At 73.0% G+C, this 19,972-nt stretch carries 15 protein-coding genes; 12 read left to right on the top strand and 3 right to left on the bottom strand.

Annotated elements, in window-relative coordinates; all coding sequences use genetic code 11:
• Window positions 1-35: 35 nt before the first annotated feature.
• A complete protein-coding gene (locus IE172_RS26265) occupies window positions 36-995 on the bottom strand; it encodes a ScbA/BarX family gamma-butyrolactone biosynthesis protein (RefSeq protein ID WP_190099788.1) in 960 nt (319 codons plus the stop codon).
• A 135-nt stretch (window positions 996-1,130) separates the two neighbouring features.
• On the opposite strand from IE172_RS26265, the gene IE172_RS26260 reads away from it, so the two are divergent.
• Window positions 1,131-1,730: a ScbR family autoregulator-binding transcription factor gene (locus IE172_RS26260; RefSeq protein WP_306432817.1), complete on the top strand. Its 600-nt coding sequence runs from the start codon at window positions 1,131-1,133 to the stop codon at window positions 1,728-1,730.
• Window positions 1,727-2,689, top strand: a complete 963-nt coding sequence (locus tag IE172_RS26255; RefSeq protein WP_190099786.1) for an NAD-dependent epimerase/dehydratase family protein — start codon at window positions 1,727-1,729, stop codon at window positions 2,687-2,689. The genes IE172_RS26260 and IE172_RS26255 overlap by 4 nt, the downstream gene beginning before the upstream one ends.
• 344 nt (window positions 2,690-3,033) lie before the next feature.
• On the opposite strand, the gene IE172_RS26250 is transcribed toward IE172_RS26255, so the two are convergent.
• Window positions 3,034-3,711: a TetR family transcriptional regulator gene (locus IE172_RS26250; RefSeq protein ID WP_229886401.1), complete on the bottom strand. Its 678-nt coding sequence runs from the start codon at window positions 3,709-3,711 to the stop codon at window positions 3,034-3,036.
• 278 nt (window positions 3,712-3,989) lie between these two features.
• On the opposite strand from IE172_RS26250, the gene IE172_RS26245 reads away from it, so the two are divergent.
• The 10 genes from IE172_RS26245 (at window position 3,990) to IE172_RS26200 (ending at window position 19,116) form a co-directional block, all read left to right on the top strand.
• Window positions 3,990-5,234, top strand: coding sequence for an IS701 family transposase (locus tag IE172_RS26245; RefSeq protein ID WP_190099785.1), 1,245 nt, complete (start codon window positions 3,990-3,992; stop codon window positions 5,232-5,234).
• A 55-nt stretch (window positions 5,235-5,289) separates the two neighbouring features.
• The gene (locus tag IE172_RS26240) at window positions 5,290-5,733 is read left to right on the top strand and encodes a winged helix-turn-helix transcriptional regulator (RefSeq protein ID WP_190099784.1); all 444 of its coding nucleotides are present in this window, start codon (window positions 5,290-5,292) and stop codon (window positions 5,731-5,733) included.
• A gap of 101 nt (window positions 5,734-5,834) precedes the next feature.
• Window positions 5,835-6,824, top strand: a complete 990-nt coding sequence (locus IE172_RS26235) for a DUF1702 family protein (protein ID WP_190099783.1) — start codon at window positions 5,835-5,837, stop codon at window positions 6,822-6,824.
• Window positions 6,825-6,905: 81 nt separating this feature from the next.
• Window positions 6,906-7,895, top strand: a complete 990-nt coding sequence (locus tag IE172_RS26230; protein WP_190099782.1) for a DUF1702 family protein — start codon at window positions 6,906-6,908, stop codon at window positions 7,893-7,895.
• A 56-nt stretch (window positions 7,896-7,951) separates the two neighbouring features.
• Window positions 7,952-9,802: a CRTAC1 family protein gene (locus IE172_RS26225; RefSeq protein WP_190099853.1), complete on the top strand. Its 1,851-nt coding sequence runs from the start codon at window positions 7,952-7,954 to the stop codon at window positions 9,800-9,802.
• Between the two features lie 2 nt (window positions 9,803-9,804).
• Entirely contained in the window at window positions 9,805-10,878 is a 1,074-nt protein-coding gene (locus IE172_RS26220) for an enediyne biosynthesis protein (protein WP_190099781.1), read from the top strand.
• Entirely contained in the window at window positions 10,875-16,769 is a 5,895-nt protein-coding gene (locus IE172_RS26215; protein ID WP_190099780.1) for a type I polyketide synthase, read from the top strand. Before IE172_RS26220 ends, IE172_RS26215 begins: the two co-directional genes overlap by 4 nt.
• Window position 16,770: 1 nt before the next feature.
• Window positions 16,771-17,229 (top strand): acyl-CoA thioesterase, encoded by a 459-nt coding sequence (locus tag IE172_RS26210; protein WP_228969414.1) that lies wholly within the window; start codon window positions 16,771-16,773, stop codon window positions 17,227-17,229.
• The gene (locus tag IE172_RS26205; RefSeq protein WP_190099779.1) at window positions 17,226-17,765 is read left to right on the top strand and encodes a flavin reductase family protein; all 540 of its coding nucleotides are present in this window, start codon (window positions 17,226-17,228) and stop codon (window positions 17,763-17,765) included. Before IE172_RS26210 ends, IE172_RS26205 begins: the two co-directional genes overlap by 4 nt.
• A gap of 1 nt (window position 17,766) precedes the next feature.
• Window positions 17,767-19,116 carry a cytochrome P450 gene (locus tag IE172_RS26200; RefSeq protein WP_190099778.1) on the top strand — a complete coding sequence of 450 codons (1,350 nt, stop codon included), beginning with the start codon at window positions 17,767-17,769 and terminating at the stop codon, window positions 19,114-19,116.
• A gap of 82 nt (window positions 19,117-19,198) precedes the next feature.
• Here IE172_RS26200 and IE172_RS26195 read toward each other — a convergent pair whose 3' ends face one another.
• Entirely contained in the window at window positions 19,199-19,966 is a 768-nt protein-coding gene (locus IE172_RS26195; protein ID WP_190099777.1) for a helix-turn-helix domain-containing protein, read from the bottom strand.
• Window positions 19,967-19,972 lie beyond the last annotated feature (6 nt).

Below are 19,972 nucleotides of genomic sequence, written 5' to 3'. Positions count from 1 at the left end.
GAACGGCCCGCCCGGAGGCGGGCCGTCGCCGTTTCCTACGGCACGGTGTCGACCATCTCGGTCGTCGCGGAGAAGGCCAGTCCGTCTCCCTGCATCGCGGTGACGCGTACGGTCCGGCGTCCGTCGCCGGCGCGTACGGTCTCCGTGACCGGGTCGGCGACCGGGTCGGCCTCGATCCAGCAGGGCTCGTCGAACTCGACGTACTTGCGGAACGTCGCGTCCATCGACGCCGGCATCATGCCGGGGGAGAAGGGCTGCAGGGCGTGCGCCGCCTGGCGTACCGACTCCAGCAGCAGCATCCCGGGCACGTGGTCGACGGCGTGGTCGAAGAGCACCGGGTGCGTGGTGTCGACGCGCAGCTGCCAGCGTCCGTGCCGTGACGCCGGGGACAGGACGATGTCCCGCAGCCGGTGCCGGTTCACCGCGGTCCGCTCGACCGGCGGGGAGGGCAGCGGCGCGTTCACGAAGGCGCCCTCACCGGCCCGCCCGGCCCGCAGCCGGCGGTAGACGGCGGGGGTGTGACAGCCGAAGCGCGTGTGCGCCACGGCGAGGGTGGTGCCGTCGCGCACCGCTTCGATGTGCATGGACATCGAAGCGGGCAGCGACCGGATGACGCGGACGTCCGAGCACGTCACGTGCAGTTCGAGCTCGGCCGGGTTCCGCTCGAGCCGCATCGCTTCGGGATTGACCGCGTACTGGAAGCGGGACCAGCTCAGTTGGTGCCCCAGGGGGACGTCGTAGGCGACGTGCGTCAGCAGCGGGAACGTCTGGCGCACGGTCTCGCAGAGCAGCAGCGGGTCGTAGAGACCGTTCTCGCACTCGTAGAAGCTGTGGCTGCGCGGCCACTGGGCGCTCACCCGGAACGAAGCCGGTCCTGTCTTCGCCCACCCGGTGAGGAAGACCTCCGCCAGGGCCGCCCGGTGCACGTACTCCTTGGCGACGGTGGTGGTCAGGAGCGGTCTTGCAGCAGCAGGGTTCTCCGCGGTGACGAGCATGACTTATCCCCCCAGCGTGAGTGGACGCTCCCTGCCTACCGGCCCGGAGCGTTGACCTGTAAAATAGGGGCGTTCGTTTTTTTTGTCGAGAGTGATCGAGGCACAGAGATGGCTGAGCCGAAGCAGGAACGGGCAGTGAGGACCCGGGAATTGATCCTGTACGCGGCCGCGGAGATCTTCGACGAGTGCGGTTACAGCGGAGCCAGCATCAGCAAGATCATGGACCGCGCTCAGGTCACCCAGGGCGGGATGTACTTCCACTTCAAGTCCAAGAGAAGCCTGGCCCAGGCCGTACTGGCCCACCAGCAGGAGTTCGTGAACTTCTCCGGGGGCACGAACGGCCTGCAGAAGCTGGTCGACCTCACCTTCTTCCTCGCCCGCGAGCTCCAGAACAACGTGCTGTTCCGGGCCAGCGTGCGACTCGCCGTGGAGCAGGGCGAGTTCGGAGGGCACGACGACACGGCGTACCAGGAGTGGGTGACCGAGTTCCGCGCCCTGCTGAACGAGGCGAGCGAGCTGGGAGAACTGCAGGCCGACGTGGACGAGGCCGAGTTCGCCAACGTCCTCGTGGGCGCCTACAGCGGCATCCAGGTGTTCTCCAACATCTCCAGCGGGCGTGCCGACCTGCCGGAGCGGATCGTCTCGATGTGGCGTTACCTGCTGCCCGCCGTCGCCACCCCGCAGGCCAGGGCCAGGCTCTCGTTCCCGGCGGACGCCCAGCGGATGGCCGCGTGAGACCACGCGTGGTGCTGACCGGTGCCACCGGATTCATCGGTTCGGCGGTGCTGCGCGCACTGGCCGCCCGGCAAAGTCCGGTGGACCCGGGCGAGGGGGAGCGCCTCGTCGTCCGGGTGGTCGGCAGGCGCCGGCCGGAGGGCACCGGGCCGGACGACGAGTGGGTCCCGGCGGACCTGGCACGGCCGCGGACCCTGCGCGGCGTGTGCGAGGACGCCGATGTGCTCCTCCACATGGCCGCCGTCATCAGCCCGGACGAGTCCGCGTGCGCCGCGGTCAACGTCGACGGGACGGCCGCGTTGATGCGGGAGGCGGCCCGGGCCGGGGTGCGCCGCGTCGTCCACCTCTCGACGGCGGCGGTGTACGGCCCCGGCCCGCACCGGGGGATCGGGGTGGACGAGGTCGCTCCCGCACCCGTCTCCCCGGCCAGCCGCACCCGGCTCGCCGGGGAGGGCTTCGCCCTGGCCGCGGGCGCGACGGTGTTGCGTCCGGGGCTGGTGCTCGGACGGGGGGACCGCTGGGTCGTGCCGCTGCTGGCCCAGTGCCTGCGTGCCGTTCCGGCGCGGTGGGAGGGCGGTCGGGGCCGGGTGTCCGTCGTGGCCGTGCACGACCTGGCGCGGCTCGTCGTCCGGCTCGGGCTCGCCCCCGGGGCGGGCGGGGGCCGCGCCGTCCACCACGCGAGTCACCCCCGGCCGGTGCGGGTGGGCGATCTGCTGTGCGCGCTGGCGCGGCGCGACGTGCTGCCGTCCGTGACGGCGGACCTGCCCTGGACGGAGTGCCTGGACGGGCTGAGAGCGGCGCGGATCCCCGTGAGTGAGCGGCAGTTCGCCCTGGTCGCCACCGATCACTGGTACCGCAGTGACGAGGTCTGGCAGGTCGCCGGATGCGCCGTGGAGCCGTCGCCGCTGGCATGGGTGGACGACGCCGCTCCCTGGTACCGGTCGGTGGTGGGCAGCTGAGGCCGGGGGCGGGCGCCCTCCGGGCGGGCGGCCGTACGTATGGGGTCGGGCGGCTCTCCGGCGGCGGCCGTGCGCGCGGGGGCGGGCAGTTCTCCTGCGGCGGCCGTACGCGCGGGGGCGGGCGCTTCTCCCAGCGGCGGCCGTAGGTACGTCACGCGCGCGCAGGAACCGCGGCAGGCCGTTGCCGCCCGTGTGGCCGGCGGGGTCCCGGGGATGTCGTCGCAGCCGGTCGCGCCCTGGTCCTCGGGCATCCGGGAGCCGCGCTTGCCCGTACACCGTCCGGGCCCGGGCGAGGGGGCGGGCCGGCGTCGGCGGCTCCGGCGGGCCGTGGGGTTCGTGTGGCGTCAGGCGGTGGGTTCGGGGGCGGCGGGACGTGACGCCGGTGACGGGGCGTCGGATTCCAGGACGAGCAGTGCGGGCTGCCCCGGGCAGACGCCGCCGGCCGACACCCCGGTGAGGACGAGCTTCCAGATGAGCCGCAGCCGCGCGACGGCGTTCCCCAGCTCCGACTCGTCCGCGCCCCTGCCGCGCAGGTACACCTCGGCGCTGTCGGTCAGGTGCTCCACCAGGGTCACCACGTCGGCGGTCCGCGCGCTCTCCCGCAACTGCCCGGCCGCGTAGGCCTCGTCGAGGAGTCCGTGCACCGCCGGAAGCCAGGCCCGCGACCAGGAGACCGTACCGGGGCGCTCCCTGCCCAGCCGGATCGCGGCCCGGACCGCGGACTCCTCCTCCATCAACCGGGCCAGTTCCAGGGTCAGTTCGACCACCTGAAGCAGCGCCGGGCGGCCCCGGGGGCTCAGCACGTCCAGCGCGGCCAGCGTCACGGAACGTCCCTCCTCCTGGACCGCGTCGGCCAGTTCCCGCTTGGTCCGGAAGTGGAAGGTCAGCGCCCCGACCGACATGCCGGCCAGCCGGCTGATCCGGGACAGCGACGTGCCGTCGTACCCGGCGCGGGCGAACTCCGCGGAAGCCGCCGCGACCACGGCCGCGCGGGTCCGCACGGCCCTCTCCTGCTTCACCATGCCGCCTCCCTGATCCTGCTCCCGGACACGGGCCGCGGGCAGCGGTCCGGCGGCCCGGTCCGTGCCGGCCTCCCCCGTACGGCCGGCCCCCGTGCGGGCCCTCGGCGTGCGGCGACGGGCGAGCCCGGGGGGCGAACGTGCCGGTCACAGCGCGGCGGACCGGTCAACTTGGCGAAGTGCATACGGCAACTCCCCGGAGTCGAGAAAAAAAGAGGTTGTTCGCTATTATTTTAGCGCGGTCGGCAGCCGCGGACCGATCCCAGGGGAGGGAACTTGCCATGGCTGGACGAGCGTTGACGAACGGGAGCACCTCGATACCGGTCTTCACTGAGCAGATGTTCGAAGGGCTGCCGCGTGCCGACCAGCGCCGGTGGGCGCACGCCTACGTGCAGGGGCTGCTCACCACGCCGGGCAAGAAGTCGGTCCGCCGGCTCGCCGCGACGATCTCGTCCTCGCCCGCCACCTCCCAGTCCCTCCACCAGTTCGTCAACGCCAGCCCCTGGGACTGGAATCCGGTCCGGGCGGAGCTCGCCAGGTGGGTGGAGCGGCAGGTGACCCCCCGGGCCTGGGTGGTCGACCAGGCCGTGCTGCGCAAGCGGGGGGAGCACTCCTGCGGAGTGCACCGCCGGTTCATCCCCTCCACCGGGCGGTCGGTCACCTGCCAGGTCGGCGTCGGTGCCTTCCTCGCCTCGGCGGGTGCGGCCGTGCCGGTCGACTGGCGCCTGCTCCTGCCGGGTTCCTGGGTCAAGGACCCCGAGCGCCGCCGGCGGGCCCGGATACCGGCCGACGCCGGACTGCGCACCGCGGAACAGCACGCCCTCGACCTGATCGACGCCCTCGCCGAGGGCGCGGGGACCGCCCCCCTCCCGGTGGTCTGCAGCCTGGACCCGGCCGCCGGCTTCGGCGTCCGGACCCTGCTGCACGGACTCGCCCTGCGCGGGCGCGACTTCGTCGTCCCGGTGCCCGGCAACCTGCATGTGATGGTCGGCCGGCATCTGCGGATGCAGCGCGCGCACGGCGGTGACGGCCACGGCCTGGTCCTCGCGGCGGGCAGTCTCCTGGGGGAGAGCGGTGGCATGCCGGCCGCCCACACCGAGACGGTGACCGTCCGCGGCGGTGACGGCCGCCCCATGACGGTCGTCACCGGCTTCGTGCGGCTGCCGGGCCAGGGCTCCACGGGCGCCCACGCCCACCGCACCTACCGGCTGCTGGCCGTGCGGCCGGACGGCGAACGCCGCCCGGCCCAGCTCTGGCTCACCAGCCTCACCCACGCCCGCACCGAGTCCGTGCTCGCCCTCGCGCGGCTGCTGCCGCAGGCGGCACACGCCGTGCGCGAGATGAGGGACGGCTTCGGGCTGCTCGACTTCGAGGGCCGGTCCTATCCGGGCTGGCACCACCACATGACGCTCGTCTCGGCCGCCTACGCCTACGACCGGCTCACCCGGCCGGCCGCCCTCCCGGCCGCCCCCGAACGCCGTCTGCCGGTCCCGGCGCCCGAACGCCGTCTCCTGGCCGCGGTGTGAGCGCCGTGGCCCGCCGCCGGAAGAGCCGGACAGCCACCCCTATCGGTGTGATCAGATGCTGAAACATACGTATGACGGGCAGGACTGCAACCTCGCCCGGACGCTCGAGGTGATCGGGGAGCGCTGGACGCTGCTGATCATCCGCACGGCGCTGCTCGGGACCAGGCGCTTCGAGGGCTTCCTCGAGAACCTCGACATCGCCAGGAACGTGCTGACCAACCGCCTGACCCGGCTGGTCGAGCACGGTGTCATGGAGCGCGTCCCCTACCAGGACAAGCCCGTCCGGTACGAGTACCGGCTCACCCCGGCGGGCAAGGACCTCACCTGCGCCGTCCTCGCCCTGATGCAGTGGGGCGACCGCAACCTGCCGCACGAACTCGGACCGCCCCGCCGCGCGGACCACGTCGGCTGCGAGAGCCCGGTCCGCGCGGAACTGCGCTGTGCCGAGTGCGGCCGCGCCGTGCACGACGAGGAGGTCCAGGTGCGCCGCATCCGCTGAACGCGGTGGAGGGCACGGCCGGAGATGCCCCGTGCCGGCCGGACCGCCCACGATGGCTCACCGGCCGCCGGCGGAGCGGCCCGTAGGGAGGAGGCACGCCCATGCCCGTACTGGGAACGCTGCGCAGGCTGGCCCTGGCGCCGTCACTGCGCGAAGTGAGCTTCTCCGGCCGGGGCTTCACGGTGCCGGACGGCGAGCGGACGCGGAGGCTGGAAGCCGTTCCGCAGGCCGTCGTCACCGGCTTCGAATGGGGCATCGAGGACCGGGACCTCGCCACCACCGAACGCCGCCTGGCCCTGATCGACCCCGAGCAGCGGGGTTTCGCCTACGAGGGCGCCACCATGGCCTGCGCCGTCCGCGACGCGATGGGCCGCTCCGGCCACCGCACCCGTGACCTGCTCACCGGAGGCGGCAGGCCGCACATCTTCCTGAACTACATCGGCATCGGCTTCGCCATGGCCAAGCTGCCGCGACCGCTCTGGAAGAAGATCGTCCCCGATCTGTCCGGGGCCGAGTACTACCCGGCGATGAGCTGGCTGTGCGTCGACGGCTACGGCTTCGACCGCGCGTACTTCGACACCGACACCTGGGTGACCGGCCAGCGGCTGGACGACCCGTACGACTGGGACGGCGATCCCTCCTACTGGCACCGCGCCTTCGACCAGGGGGTCGGCCGCGCCCTGTGGTTCATCCACGGCGGCGACGTCCGGAACGTCGCCGCGGCCGTCCGGGCGTTCGCCGGTGACCGGCAGGCGGACCTGTGGAGCGGTGTCGGTCTCGCCGCCACCTTCGCCGGCGGCGGCACCCCGGCGGAACTCGCCCTGCTGCGGGAGGAGTCGGGCCCCGGCCTCGGTCACCTGGCGCAGGGATCGGTGTTCGCCGCCAAGGCACGCCACCACGCGGGGTTCGTGCCCGGGCACACCGAGGCGGCCGTGGGGGCGTTCACCGGGCTGTCCGCCGAGGCCGCCGCACGCCTCGCCGACGACTGCGCCCCCGCCGTCGTCCGCGACGCCGGCGTGCCCGCCTACGAGGTCTGGCGCACCCGGGTGCGTGAACGACTCGCCGTGATCCCCGCCGTTGAGCACGTATGAAGTAGACGCACCGTCCCGGCCCCTGGCTCAATTTGATTTGCTGGCGAAATTCCAGAGATCTGAGAGGGGCAGGTCATTACCGTGGCCACTGGGTTTGGAACATTACGGCGCAAGCTGTTCACACCTCCCGTTTCGGAAACGACCATGGAGGTGCGCGGATTTCATGTGAAGAACGCGGAGGCCAAGGCACGGCTGGAGAGAATCGGCGAGATTTTCCTCCGGGGTTACGCCTGCGCGATGGAAGCGGCCTCGGCCGGCGAGACCGAGGAGATGCTGGAGGAGATCCCCCGGGACGTGCGGGGCTTCGCGTACGAGGGCGCGGGCATGGGCGCCGTCGTCCACGACGCGCTCCCGGGGCACAGCGGCCGCCTGGCCGGCCTGCTGGCCGGCCGCGGCCGCCACCACGACTACATGATCTACGTCGGCATCGGCTGGGCGATGGCACGCCTGCCCAAGCCGCTGTGGCCCGACATCACCGCCACCGACCCCCTGCTGCGCTGGCTCGCCCTCGACGGGTACGGCTTCCACCAGGCGTACTTCAAGACGGGCTCCTACGTCCGCACACCCGAGGTCCGCCACCCCTTCCGCTGGGCCGGCGGGCACAACCACTACACGGCGAACGCCATCGACCAGGGCATCGGCCGGGCGCTGTGGTTCGTCGGGGGCACCGACCCCGAGGTCGTCGCCGGCCTGATCCGCGCCTACCCCGAGCACCGCCACGGCGACCTCTACGCGGGCGCCGGGCTCGCCTGCACCTACGCGGGCGGGGCGGACGAGGACGAGCTGCGCGGCTTCGCCGAGGGGGCCGGGGAGCACCGCTGGGCGCTCGCGCAGGGCTCCGCGTTCGCGGTCGAGGCCCGGGTCAAGGCGGACACCGTCATCGAGCACACCCACCTCGCGGCCCGCGTCGTGTGCGGCACGACGGCCGAGCGCGCCGCCCGGGTGTGCCGGGACCTGAGGCCCCCCGCGGCCGACCCGCGGGCCGCCTCTCCGGCCTACGAGACCTGGCGGCGCGGCATCGCCGCCGAACTCGCCTCTCTTTCGCTGCTCCGGAAAGGTGCCGACCAGTGACGGTCACGAAGAACTGGGTACGCAGGAATTCACCGGGAATTGTCGCCCTGACCCTGATGGTGGGGACCTTCTACGGAGTGCGGCTTCCCGAGTCGTCGGCATCCGAGGTCGACAGGCTGGCAGAAGGATTCGCATTCGAGAAGATGTCGATATCCATGCCGGGCGGATTCGAGACGCAGAAGGTCCGGAAGGTCAATAAGGCCTACAAGCACATCGACGCCTGGATCTCCTCGGTCGGCGCGGGCATCGCCCTCAACGACCTCGACGGCGACGGGCTGCCGAACGACCTGTGCGTCAACGACCCGCGCATCGACCAGGCGGTGGTCACTCCCGCACCGACGCGCAAGGACGCCTACGCGGCCTTCGCGCTCGACCCGGCGCCGCTCGGCGTCAGCACGACCATGGCGCCGATGGGCTGCATGCCCGGCGACTACAACGAGGACGGCGCGATGGACGTCCTCGTCTACTACTGGGGGCGCACCCCCGTCATCTTCGTCAACAAGGGTGCCAAGGACGCGCCGCTGACCGCGGACTCCTTCACGCCCACCGAGCTGCTGCCGGGCAAGCCCGGCAAGAAGTACACCGGTCCGCTGTGGAACTCCAACACCGCCGCTGTCGCCGACTTCGACGGTGACGGCCACAACGACATCTTCATCGGCAACTACTTCCCCGACAGCCCCGTCCTGGACCCCTCCAAGGACGGCGGCGTCACCATGAACGACTCCCTCTCGCACGCCCAGAACGGCGGCGGCGGTCACTTCTTCCGCTGGACGCCGGACGGGTACGAGAAGACCGACGGCTCCATCCCCCAGGGCCTGGACAAGGGCTGGTCGCTCGGCGCCTCGGCCGCCGACCTCGACGGCGACCGGCTGCCGGAGATGTACCTCGCCCACGACTTCGGCACCTCGGCCCTGCTGCACAACGTCTCCCGCCCCGGCGAGATCAGGTTCCGCGAGGTCAAGTCCGAGCACTCCGGCTTTGTCCCCAAGTCCAAGGAGCTGGGCCGCAGTTCGTTCAAGGGCATGGGCGTCGACTTCGGCGACCTGAACCACGACGGCCTGTACGACATGTTCGTCAGCAACATCACGACGTCGTTCGGCATCCAGGAGTCCAACTTCGCCTTCGTCAGCAAGGCCGGCGGCAAGGAGGAGCTGCGCAGCGACTTCCTGGACCGCGAGGCACCCTACGAGGACGAGTCCGCCTCCCTCGGGCTCGCCTGGTCCGGCTGGGGCTGGGACGTGAAGATGGGCGACTTCGACAACGACGGGAACCTGGAGATCACCCAGGCCCTCGGCTTCGTCAAGGGCAAGAACAACCGCTGGCCGCAGCTCCAGGAGCTGGCCACCGCCAACGACGCCCTGGTCGCCAACCCGCAGTGGTGGCCCAACGTCCAGGTCGGCGACGACCTGGCCGGCAGCCAGCGGATGCGGTTCTTCGCGCTGGACGAGGAGAGCGGCCGCTACGCCAACCTGTCGAAGAAGCTCGGCATCGGCGAGCCCATCCCGACCCGCGGCATCGCCACCGCCGACGTGGACGGCGACGGCCGTCTCGACATGGCCGTCGCCCGCCAGTGGGACGAGCCGGCCTTCTTCCGCAACGTCGGCGAGACTCCCGGTTCCGCCCTCCAGCTCACGCTGACCCACCCCGACGGAGCGCCCGTGGTCGGCGCCGAGGTCTGTGTCGAACTGCCCGACGGAACCATGCGCGTCACCCGCCTCGACGGCGGCGGAGGCCACTCCGGCAAGCGCAGCACCGACGTGCACATCGGGCTGGGCAAGGGCGTCGGCGGACCGCTGCCCGTCGTGCTGACCTGGCGCGACCGCGACGGCGACGTCCACGAGCAAAAGCTGCGGATGGAGCCCGGCCGGCACGCCTTCGAGCTCGGCACCCAGGCCAAGGAGAAGTGATCATGTCCCCGTCCCAGACCGCCGCCCCGCGCCACAACACGAAGGTCGTCACGGCGCTGCGGAGATTCGCGATCTCGATCTCGGTGCTCAACGTCTTCGGCTACACCGTGCTCGGCTTCGAGCAGCCCTGGACCTGGCCCTTCATCGCCCTGGCCACCGCCTACACGCTGGAGATCGCCCTGGAGGTGCTCGGCGCCCGGGTGGAGGGCCGCGCCGCCCGCTTCCGGGGCAACGGCTTCAAGGGCCTCATGGAGTTCCTGCTGCCGGCCCACATCACCGCGCTCGCGGTGAACATGCTCTCCTACGTCAACGACGTGGTCGAGGTCATGATCTTCGGTGTCATCGTCGCCGTCGGTACCAAGTGGGTGCTCAGGGCCCCGCTCAAGGGCCGCATGCGGCATGTCATGAACCCATCGAACTTCGGCATCGCCGTCATCCTGCTGCTGTTCCCGTGGGCCTCCATCGCACCGCCGTACCAGTTCACCGAGTACATCGACGGCGGCTTCGACTGGCTCGTCCCGGCGATCATCATCACCCTCGGCACGATGCTCAACGCCAAGCTCACCGAACGCATGTGGCTCATCCTCGCCTGGGTCGGCGGCTTCGCCCTCCAGGCCATCGTGCGCGGCCTGGTGTTCGGGACCTCCGTCCCGGCCGCCCTGGCGATGATGTCCGGCGTCGCCTTCGTGCTCTTCACCAACTACATGATCACGGACCCCGGCACGACCCCCTCCTCCAAGTGGGGCCAGATCGCCTTCGGCGGCGGGGTCGCGGCCATGTACGGCGTCCTGACCGCCATGAGCGTGGCCTACGGCCTCTTCTTCGCCACCGCGCTCGTCTGCGCCATCCGGGGCGCCTTCCTGTGGACCGCGGACATCGTGGCCAGGCGGCGCGCCGAGGAGGCCCTGGCGCTGGCCGCCGTGGAACAGGCGGCGGCGAACACCGCCCCCGCGAACACCGCCCCGGCCGACACCACGCCGGTGGACACCGCACCCGCGTGCGCCTGCCCGGCCGGCGCCTGCGCCTGCCCGCCCGCCGCCGAGGCGCCCACACGGAAGGTGCCGGTGACAGCATGAGCAGAATCGCCGTTGTCGGCATGGCCTGCCGCTATCCCGACGCCGACTCCCCCCAGGACCTGTGGGACAACGCCGTCGCCGGACGGCGCGCCTTCCGCCGGCTGCCCGACGTCCGCATGAACCTGGACGACTACTGGGACGCCGACCCGGCCACCCCGGACACCTTCTACGCCCGCAACGCCGCCGTCCTCGAGGGCTACGCGTTCGACCGGGTCGCCCACCGCGTCCCCGGCAGCACCTTCCGCTCCACGGACATGACGCACTGGCTCGCCCTCGACACCGCCACCCGGGCCCTGGCCGACGCCGGGTTCCCCGGCGGCGAGGGACTCCCGCGCGAACGCACCGGCGTGGTCGTGGGCAACACGCTCACCGGCGAGTTCACCCGCGCCAACGTCATGCGGCTGCGCTGGCCCTACGTGCGCCGGGTGATGGCCTCCGCGCTCGCCGGGCAGGACGGCTGGGACGACGCCCGCATCGCGGACTTCCTCGCCGGGGTCGAGACCTCGTACAAGGACCCCTTCCCGGCCGTCGACGAGGACACGCTGGCGGGAGGGCTCGCCAACACCATCGCGGGCCGCATCTGCAACCACTTCGACCTGGGCGGCGGCGGGTACACCGTCGACGGGGCGTGCTCCTCGTCCCTGCTGTCGGTCACCACGATCGGCACCGCGCTGCTCTCCGGCGACATCGACGTCGGTGTCGCCGGCGGCGTGGACCTGTCGATCGACCCGTTCGAGATCATCGGCTTCGCGAAGACCGGTGCCCTCGCCAAGGGCGAGATGAAGCTCTACGACCGCGGCTCCAACGGCTTCTGGCCGGGGGAGGGATGCGGGATCGTGGTCCTGATGCGCGAGGAGGACGCCCTCGCGGCCGGCCACCGCGTCTACGCCACCATCGCCGGCTGGGGCATCTCCTCCGACGGCCAGGGCGGCATCACCCGGCCCGAGGTCAGCGGCTACCGGCTGGCCCTGCGACGCGCCTACGAGCGGGCCGGCTTCGGCATCGAGACCGTGCGCCTGTTCGAGGGACACGGCACCGGGACCGCCGTCGGCGACATGACCGAACTCACCGCGCTCACCGAGGAACGCGCCGCCGCCGGCACGGACGTCCCCGTCGCGGCCATCACCTCCATCAAGGGCATGATCGGCCACACCAAGGCCGCCGCCGGGATCGCGGGCCTGATCAAGGCCGTCCTCGCCGTCGACCACCACACCGTCCCGCCGTCCATCGGCACCACCGACCCGCACGACCTGCTCACCGGCGAACGCGCCAACCTCCGGGCGCTGCGCACGGCGGAACCCTGGCCCGAGGACGTACCGCGCCGGGCCGGCGTCACCGCCATGGGCTTCGGCGGCATCAACACCCACGTGGTCCTCGACGAACCCGCCACCCGGCGCCGGCCGCACCGGCCGCACTCCACACCGGCGCACGTCCCGCAGGACTGCGAACTGCTCCTGCTCGACGCCGACTCGCCCCGCGCGCTCGGCACCCGGATCACCGAGGTCGCCGACTTCGTCGCCGGAGTCTCCTACGGCCAGGTCGCCGACCTGGCCGCCACCCTCCAGCGCGAACAGCGCGGCAGGGCCCACCGCGCGGCCGTCGTCGTCTCCTCCCCGGAGGACGCCGAGCGGCGCCTGCGGCACCTGGCCGGCCTGCTGGAGTCCGGCGAGAACACCCACACCGCCGCCGACGCGCGCAGCTTCCTCGGCGAGGTCACCGGACCGGCCCGGATCGGCTACCTCTTCCCGGGGCAGGGCTCCGGCAAGGGAACCGGCGGAGGCGCGCTGCGCCGCCGCTTCGCCCCGGCCGCCGACGTCTTCGACCGGGCCGGCCTGCCGAGCACCGGCGACATGGTCGCCACCGAGGTGGCCCAGCCGCGCATCGTCACCGGCACCGCCGCCGGACTGCGCGTCCTGGACGCGCTGCGCCTGGACGCCGGCGTCGCCGTCGGCCACAGTCTCGGCGAGCTCTCGGCCCTGCACTGGGCGGGCGCCTTCGACGAGCGGACGCTGCTGGAGGCGGCGCGCGTGCGCGGCGGGGCCATGGCCCGGCACAGCGCCTCGGGCACCATGGCGTCCCTGCACGCCGCCCCCGAGCGGGCGGAGGAACTCCTCACCGGCCTCGACGCCGTCGTCGCCGGATACAACGGACCCGCGCAGACCGTGGTCGCCGGCCCTATCGAGGCGGTCCGGGAGGTCGGGCGACGGGCCGCCGAGGCCGGGGTGGACTGCACCCCGCTCCCCGTCTCCCACGCCTTCCACTCCCCGCTGGTCGCCCCGGCGGCCGAGGCGTTCGGCACCTGGCTGGCCGACGCGGCCGTCGGGCAGGTCCACGGCAGGGTCGTCTCCACGGTCACCGGGACCGAACTGGACCGCGACACCGGGATACCGGAACTGCTGAGCCGCCAGATCACCGCTCCCGTCCGCTTCACCGAGGCGGTGCGCGAGGCGGCCCGGCACGCCGACCTGTTCGTCGAGGTCGGTCCGGGCCGCGTGCTCAGCGGCATGGCACGCGCGGCGACGGACGTACCGGCCGTCGCGCTGGACACCGACGACGAGTCGCTGCGCGGTCTCCTCGGCGTCGTGGGCGCCGCGTTCGCCGTGGGCGCCCCCGTCGCGCTCGAGGGTCTCTTCCGTGACCGGCTGATCCGGCCGCTGAAGGTCGGCCAGGAGTTCTCCTTCCTGTCCAGCCCGTGCGAGCAGGCGCCCCGCGACATCGCGCCCGCCGCCCGGGCCCCCCGCCCGGCCGCCGTGACCGCGGCACCGGCCGACGTCCCCACCCCCCAGGCACCCGCAGCCCTCCAGACACCCGCGGCCGCCGCGGCGACGGCGCCCGCCGGCACCGGGGAGAAGGAGGCAGAGCCCGCCGCGGAGCGGCAGGGAGCGCTGGACGTGCTGCGGGAACTGGTCGCGGAGCGCGCCGAACTCCCGGCCGAACTCGTGGACCCCGGCAGCCGGCTCCTGGACGACCTGCACCTGAGTTCCATCACCGTCGGTCAGATCGTCAACGTCGCGGCGGTCCGCCTCGGCCTGGCGCCGAACCTGATGCCGACCAACTTCGCCACCGCCAGCCTCAGCGAACTCGCCGAAGCCCTGGACACCCTGGTCAGCACCGGCGCGACCGAGGCCGGGGAGACCGGCGTCGCCGCGGTGGCCGGAGCCGCGCCCTGGGCCCGGCCGTTCGCCGTCGACCTGGAGGAGGTCGCCGCACCGTCGCCCGGGGCCGCCGGGGCGAACGGCGCGTGGGAGCTGTTCGGCACCGCCGACCCGGCCCTGTGCCAGGACCTCAGGGCGGCGCTGGAGAGCGCCGGCGCCGGCGGCGGTGTCCTCACCGTCCTGCCCCGGGGCTGCACCCGGCAGGAGGTGGACGCAGCACTCGCCGCCGCCCGCAGCGGCCTCACGGGGGACCGCGAACGACGGTTCGTCCTCGTGCAGGACGGGCGCGGCGCCGCCGGCCTGGCCAAGACCCTGCACCAGGAGGCCCCGCACCTGCGCACCACCGTCGTCCAGCTCCCGCTGGACGGGGACACGGTCGCCCGCGTCGTGGCCGAGGTCCGCGCCACCGACCGGTTCGCCGAGGTCCACTACGACACGGACGGCGTACGGCGCGTGCCGACCCTGCGGGCCCTGCCCGTCGAGCAGGAGACCACCGACCTCCCGCTGGGCGCCGCCGACGTGCTGCTGGTGACCGGGGGCGGCAAGGGCATCTCCGCCGAGTGCGCCCTGGCCGTCGCCCGGCGGACCGGGGCGAAGCTGGCCGTGCTCGGCCGCTCCGACCCGGCCGCCGACACCGAACTCGCCGGGAACCTGGCCCGGATGGCCGACGGCGGCGTCCGCGTGCACTACGCGCGCGCCGACGTCACCGACGCGGAACAGGTCGCGGCGGCCGTCGCCGAGCTGGAGCGCAACCTCGGCGGGATCACCGGCGTCCTGCACGGGGCCGGCCGCAACGAACCGGCCCCCCTGAGCGAACTGGACGCGGAGGACTTCCGCCGCACCTTCGCCCCCAAGGTCGACGGTCTGCGCACGGTCCTGGACGCGGTGGGGGCCGACGGCCTGAAGCTGCTGGTCTCCTTCGGCAGCATCATCGGCCGGGCCGGACTGCGCGGCGAGGCCCACTACGCCACCGCCAACGAGTGGCTGGCGGACCTCACCGAGGAGGTCGCCCGCACCCACCCGGGGCTGCGCGCGAGGTGCATGGAGTGGTCGGTGTGGTCGGGCGTCGGCATGGGCGAGAAGCTCTCCGTCGTCGAGACCCTCGCCCGCGAGGGCATCGCCCCGGTCTCGCCCGACCAGGGCGTGGAGATCCTGCTGCGGCTGATATCCGACCCGGACGCTCCCGTCGTCACGGTCATCAGCGGCCGCACCGAGGGCATCGGCACCGTCCGCCGGGACCTGCCGCCGCTGCCGCTGCTGCGGTTCACCGACAACCCGCTCGTGCGCTACCACGGCGTCGAACTCGTCACCGAGGTGGAACTGAACGCGGGCACCGACCCCTACCTGGCCGACCATCTGCTCGACGGAAACCTGCTGCTGCCCGCCGTCATGGGCATGGAGGCGATGACGCAGGTCGCGACCGCCGCGACCGGCTGGAGCGGCACCCCCGTCATCGAGGGGGCGCAGTTCCTGCGGCCCATCGTCGTACCGCCCGACGGCAGCACCCGGATCCGGGTCGCCGCCACCGTCACCGGACGCGACACGGTCGACGTCGCGGTGCACGCCGAGGACACCGGTTTCGTGGCCGAGCACTTCCGGGCCCGGCTCGTCTTCGGCGGCGTCGAGGCGCCGGACGGGCCGCCCGAGCAGGTGCCCGAGGGCACCGCCCCGGTCCCGCTCGACCCGGCCGCCGACCTGTACGGCGGGCTGCTGTTCCAGGGCGCGCGCTTCCAGCGGCTGCGCCGCTTCCACCGGGCGGCGGCCCGGCACGTCGACGCCGACGTCGACGTGCGCCGCACGCCCGAGGGATGGTTCGCCGGGTTCCTGCCCGGACAGCTGCTGCTGGCCGACCCGGGCATGCGCGACGCGCTGATGCACGGCAACCAGGTCTGCGTGCCCGACGCCACCCTGCTGCCCTCCGGCGTCGAGCGGATCCACCCGCTCGGCTCCGGGGACCACGTGCCGGAGCGGCTCAGGTACACGGCCGTCGAACGCAGCCGGGACGGCAACACCTACGTGTACGACATCGCCGTACGCGACGAGGACGGCACCGTCGTCGAACGCTGGGAGGGACTGACCCTGCACGCCGTGCGCCGGACCGACGGGGCCGGCCCCTGGGTCGCGCCGCTGCTCGGCCCCTACCTGGAGCGCACCCTCGAAGAGGTCCTGGACGCCCGGATCGCGGTCGCCGTCGAGCCGCACGGCGGACAGCCCCCGGGTTCGGTGAGCCGGCGCCGGAGCTTCACCGCGGACGCGGCCGCCCGTGCGGTGGGCGCCCCGGTGACGGTCGGCCACCGGCCCGACGGACGGCCGGAGCTCGCGTCGGACCGGCACCTGTCGATGTCCGCGGCGCACGGGCTCGGGGTGACGCTCAGCGCCGTCTCCGGCGCGGACGTGGCCTGCGACATCGAGGCGGTCAGCATGCGCTCGGAGACCGAGTGGCAGGGGCTGCTCGGCGAACACGCCCCCGTCGCACGGCTGGTCGCCAAGGAGACGGGTGAGGCGCCCGACACCGCCGCCACGCGTGTGTGGAGCGCCGTCGAGTGCCTCCAGAAGGCCGGGATCATGGCGGGAGCGCCCCTGACCGTGCTGCCCCGGCGCAGGGAGGCGTGGGTGGAGTTCACCGCCGGCGGCATCCGCATCGCCACCTTCGTCACCGCGCTGCGCGACGCCCTGGAACCCGCGGTCTTCGCCTTCCTCGTACACGACACGGACCGAACCGAAGGGCGGCCCTAGCATGGTGGATGACTACTTCGAGTACCGGCACACCGTCGGCTTCGAGGAGACCAACCTCGTCGGCAACGTCTACTACGTCAACTATCTGCGATGGCAGGGGCGTTGCCGGGAGATGTTCCTCCAGGAGAAGGCGCCCGAGGTCCTGGCGGACCTCCAGGACGACCTCAAGCTGTTCACGCTGAAGGTGGACTGCGAGTTCTTCGCCGAGATCACCGCGTTCGACGAGCTGTCCGTCCGGATGCGCCTGTCCGAACTGGGCCAGACTCAGCTGGAGTTCACCTTCGACTACGTCAAGGTCACCGGCGGCGCCGAGATCCCGGTGGCCCGCGGCCGCCAGCGCATCGCCTGCATGCGCGGTCCCAACACCAACACGGTCCCCTCGCTCATCCCCGAGCCCCTGGCCCGCGCGCTGCGGCCCTACGCGGTGCGGCCCACCTCGCTGACGGGGCGGACCGCATGAGCCCGCTGACCGCCGCACCGCCGTGGACCGCCGCCGCCGGCGACGCCACGCGGCTGCGGCGGGCCTTCGGGACGTTCGCCACGGGGGTGACCGTGGTGACGGCCGGCGGCGCCTCCCCGCGGGGCATGACCGCCAATTCGTTCACCTCCGTCTCCCTCGATCCGCCGCTCGTGCTGCTGTGCGTCGGCAGGGACGCCGGCATGTACCGCAGCCTCGCCGAGACCGACCGGTTCGCCGTGTCGGTCCTGGCCTCCGGACAGGAGGACGTGGCCCGGTACTTCGCCAGCCGCTCCCGGCCCGCCGGCGCGCAGCAGTTCGACGCCGTCGGCTCGCTGCCCGGCCGGGAGAGCGACGCCCCCCTGATCGCGGGGGCGGCGGCCCACTTCGAGTGCGCGACCTGGCGGACGTACGACGGCGGCGACCACGCGATCTTCCTCGGGCGGGTGCTCGCCCTGGACGAGGCGCCGGGGCGCGAGCCGCTGGTGTTCCACGGCGGCCGTTTCCGGCAGCTCGCCGACCGGGCCCCGGAGGTGTGACATGGGTGTGCACCCCCCGGGCCCGCCGGTGTGGGCCCTGCCCGGGCTGCTGCGCAAGCTCGCCGTGGACCGGCTCGGCATGATGGAGGACGCCGCCCGGCTCTCCGACGCCGTGCGGGTCTCCATGGGGCCGAAGAAGATGTACATCTTCAACCGGCCCGACTACGCCAAGCACGTCCTGGCCGACAACGCCGCCAACTACCACAAGGGCATCGGCCTGGTGGAGTCCCGCAAGATCCTCGGGGACGGGCTGCTCACCAGCGAGGGCGAGCTGTGGCGGGCCCAGCGTGCCACCGTCCAGCCCGCGTTCCGGCCCCGGCGGATCGCCGAGCAGGCGGGAGCGGTCGCCCGGGAGGCGGCCGCGCTCGTCGACCTGCTGCGCACCCGGGCCGGGCGGGGGCCGGTCGACGTGCTCACGGAGGTCACCGGACTGACCCTCGGCGTGCTGGGCCGCACCCTCATGGACACGTCCCTGGACGGCCACGACGGCATCGCCCACGCCTTCGAGGCGGTCCAGGACCAGGCCATGTTCGACATGGTGACGCAGGGACTGGTGCCGACCTGGGTGCCGCTGGGCACGCAGCGGCGGTTCCGCAGGGCCCGCAGGGAGCTGACCCGGACCGTCGACGCACTGGTCGCCGACCGGGCCGCCCGGATGGACGGGGACGATCCCGGTGACGACGCGTTCGCCCGGATGATCCTCGCCGCGCGCCGCCACGACGACCCGGCCGTGGGGCGCCGGCGCCTGCGCGAGGAACTCGTCACCCTGCTCCTGGCCGGGCACGAGACGACGGCGAGCACGCTGGGATGGACCCTGTTCCTGCTGGCGCGCCACCCGCACGTGCGCGACCTGCTGCGTGACGAGGCCCGCGCGGTCCTCGCCGACGGCCGCCTGCCGGACGCCGACGACCTGCACAAACTGACGTACACCACCCAGGTCGTCCAGGAGGCCATGCGGCTGTACCCGCCGGTGTGGATCCTGCCGCGCATCGCCCAGGGGGCCGACGAGGTGGGCGGCTTCGGTGTCGCGGCGGGGGCGGACGTCCTGGTCTGCCCCTACACCCTGCACCGCCACCCCGACCTGTGGGACGACCCGGAGCGGTTCGACCCGGGCCGCTTCGACGCGGCGCGGGCCGCCAACCGCCCCCGCTACGCCTACATCCCCTTCGGCGCCGGACCCCGCTTCTGCGTGGGCAGCGGCCTCGGGATGATGGAGGCCGTCTTCGTCACCGCGCTGGTCACCCGGGACCTGGACCTGGACGTCGTGCCGGGGCACCGGGGCGTGGCGGAGCCGATGATGTCCCTGCGGATGCGCGGCGGGCTGCCGATGACCGTTCGGGAGGCCGGCTGACGCGCTCGGCACGGAGCACCGCACAGGGGGAGGGCCACGGTCACGACCGTGGCCCTCCCCCTGTGCGGTGCGACGCGGCCGGTCAGCCGACGGCTTGCTCCAGCGCGTTGTTCCGCAGGTCGAGCAGGGCCATCAGCACCGGCGGGTCCAGCGCCCCGACCGGGCGCAGCGTGATCTCGGCGGGCAGCAGCGCGGTGTCCGCGTGCGCGGTGACCGGTCCGTAGCGGCCGACGGAGACGGTGTCCCCGTCCGCCGTCCCCGAGGGGAGGTGCTCACTGCCGTACGGGACGGAGTGGACGAGCAGGTACCAGGTGCCGGCCGGGACGTCGTGCATCTCGAAGGATCCGGGACCGTCCAGGACGGTGCAGCGCACCGGCTGCCCCTGGGGGACCGGCGTGGGGAAGAGCCCGACGAAACAGTGCCCGGGGGAGCGGCCCTCGGCCAGCGACACCTGCCCGCGCAGGGTGGTGCGCGGCCCGTCGTCCCCGTCGCCCGCGGGGTCGATGGCGGACGTGAATCCGCCGAGCTCCCTGAACACGCTCGGGGAAACACCCACACAGGCCTTGAACCGGGAACTGAAGGTGCCCACGCTGCTGTAGCCCACCTGACTGCTGATGTCGGCGACGCTGAACGTGGTGTCGACCAGAAGGCGTTTCGCCTCCTGGAGCCGGAGCGCGGAGAGGAAACGCCCGGGGGACGTGCCCGTCACATCCCGGAATACCCGGGTGAAATGAAACTTGCTGAACATCGCGGTGCGCGCCATGTCGTCGATGGTGAGATCCTGGCCGAGATTGGCCTGCATATCGTCGATCACCCTGTGGACTGCACGCTCGATCGTGGTGGAGGTCACCGTTTC

It is taken from the genome of Streptomyces griseoflavus (genome assembly GCF_014649995.1).
GTDB lineage: Bacteria > Actinomycetota > Actinomycetes > Streptomycetales > Streptomycetaceae > Streptomyces > Streptomyces griseoflavus.
Note: the sequence above shows the minus strand (reverse complement) of the source record. Positions and strands in the feature narration are given on the sequence as shown.

Excerpts from the sequence above, each read along its gene's own strand:
- IE172_RS26240 (WP_190099784.1), top strand. The coding sequence starts at position 5,290 with ATGCTGAAACATACGTATGACGGGCAGGACTGCAACCTCGCCCGGACG.
- IE172_RS26215 (WP_190099780.1), top strand. The coding sequence starts at position 10,875 with ATGAGCAGAATCGCCGTTGTCGGCATGGCCTGCCGCTATCCCGACGCC.
- IE172_RS26205 (WP_190099779.1), top strand. The coding sequence starts at position 17,226 with ATGAGCCCGCTGACCGCCGCACCGCCGTGGACCGCCGCCGCCGGCGAC.
- IE172_RS26245 (WP_190099785.1), top strand. The coding sequence starts at position 3,990 with ATGGCTGGACGAGCGTTGACGAACGGGAGCACCTCGATACCGGTCTTC.
- IE172_RS26265 (WP_190099788.1), bottom strand. The coding sequence starts at position 995 with ATGCTCGTCACCGCGGAGAACCCTGCTGCTGCAAGACCGCTCCTGACC.
- IE172_RS26225 (WP_190099853.1), top strand. The coding sequence starts at position 7,952 with ATGGTGGGGACCTTCTACGGAGTGCGGCTTCCCGAGTCGTCGGCATCC.
- IE172_RS26210 (WP_228969414.1), top strand. The coding sequence starts at position 16,771 with ATGGTGGATGACTACTTCGAGTACCGGCACACCGTCGGCTTCGAGGAG.
- IE172_RS26200 (WP_190099778.1), top strand. The coding sequence starts at position 17,767 with ATGGGTGTGCACCCCCCGGGCCCGCCGGTGTGGGCCCTGCCCGGGCTG.
- IE172_RS26250 (WP_229886401.1), bottom strand. The coding sequence starts at position 3,711 with ATGGTGAAGCAGGAGAGGGCCGTGCGGACCCGCGCGGCCGTGGTCGCG.
- IE172_RS26235 (WP_190099783.1), top strand. The coding sequence starts at position 5,835 with ATGCCCGTACTGGGAACGCTGCGCAGGCTGGCCCTGGCGCCGTCACTG.
- IE172_RS26220 (WP_190099781.1), top strand. The coding sequence starts at position 9,805 with ATGTCCCCGTCCCAGACCGCCGCCCCGCGCCACAACACGAAGGTCGTC.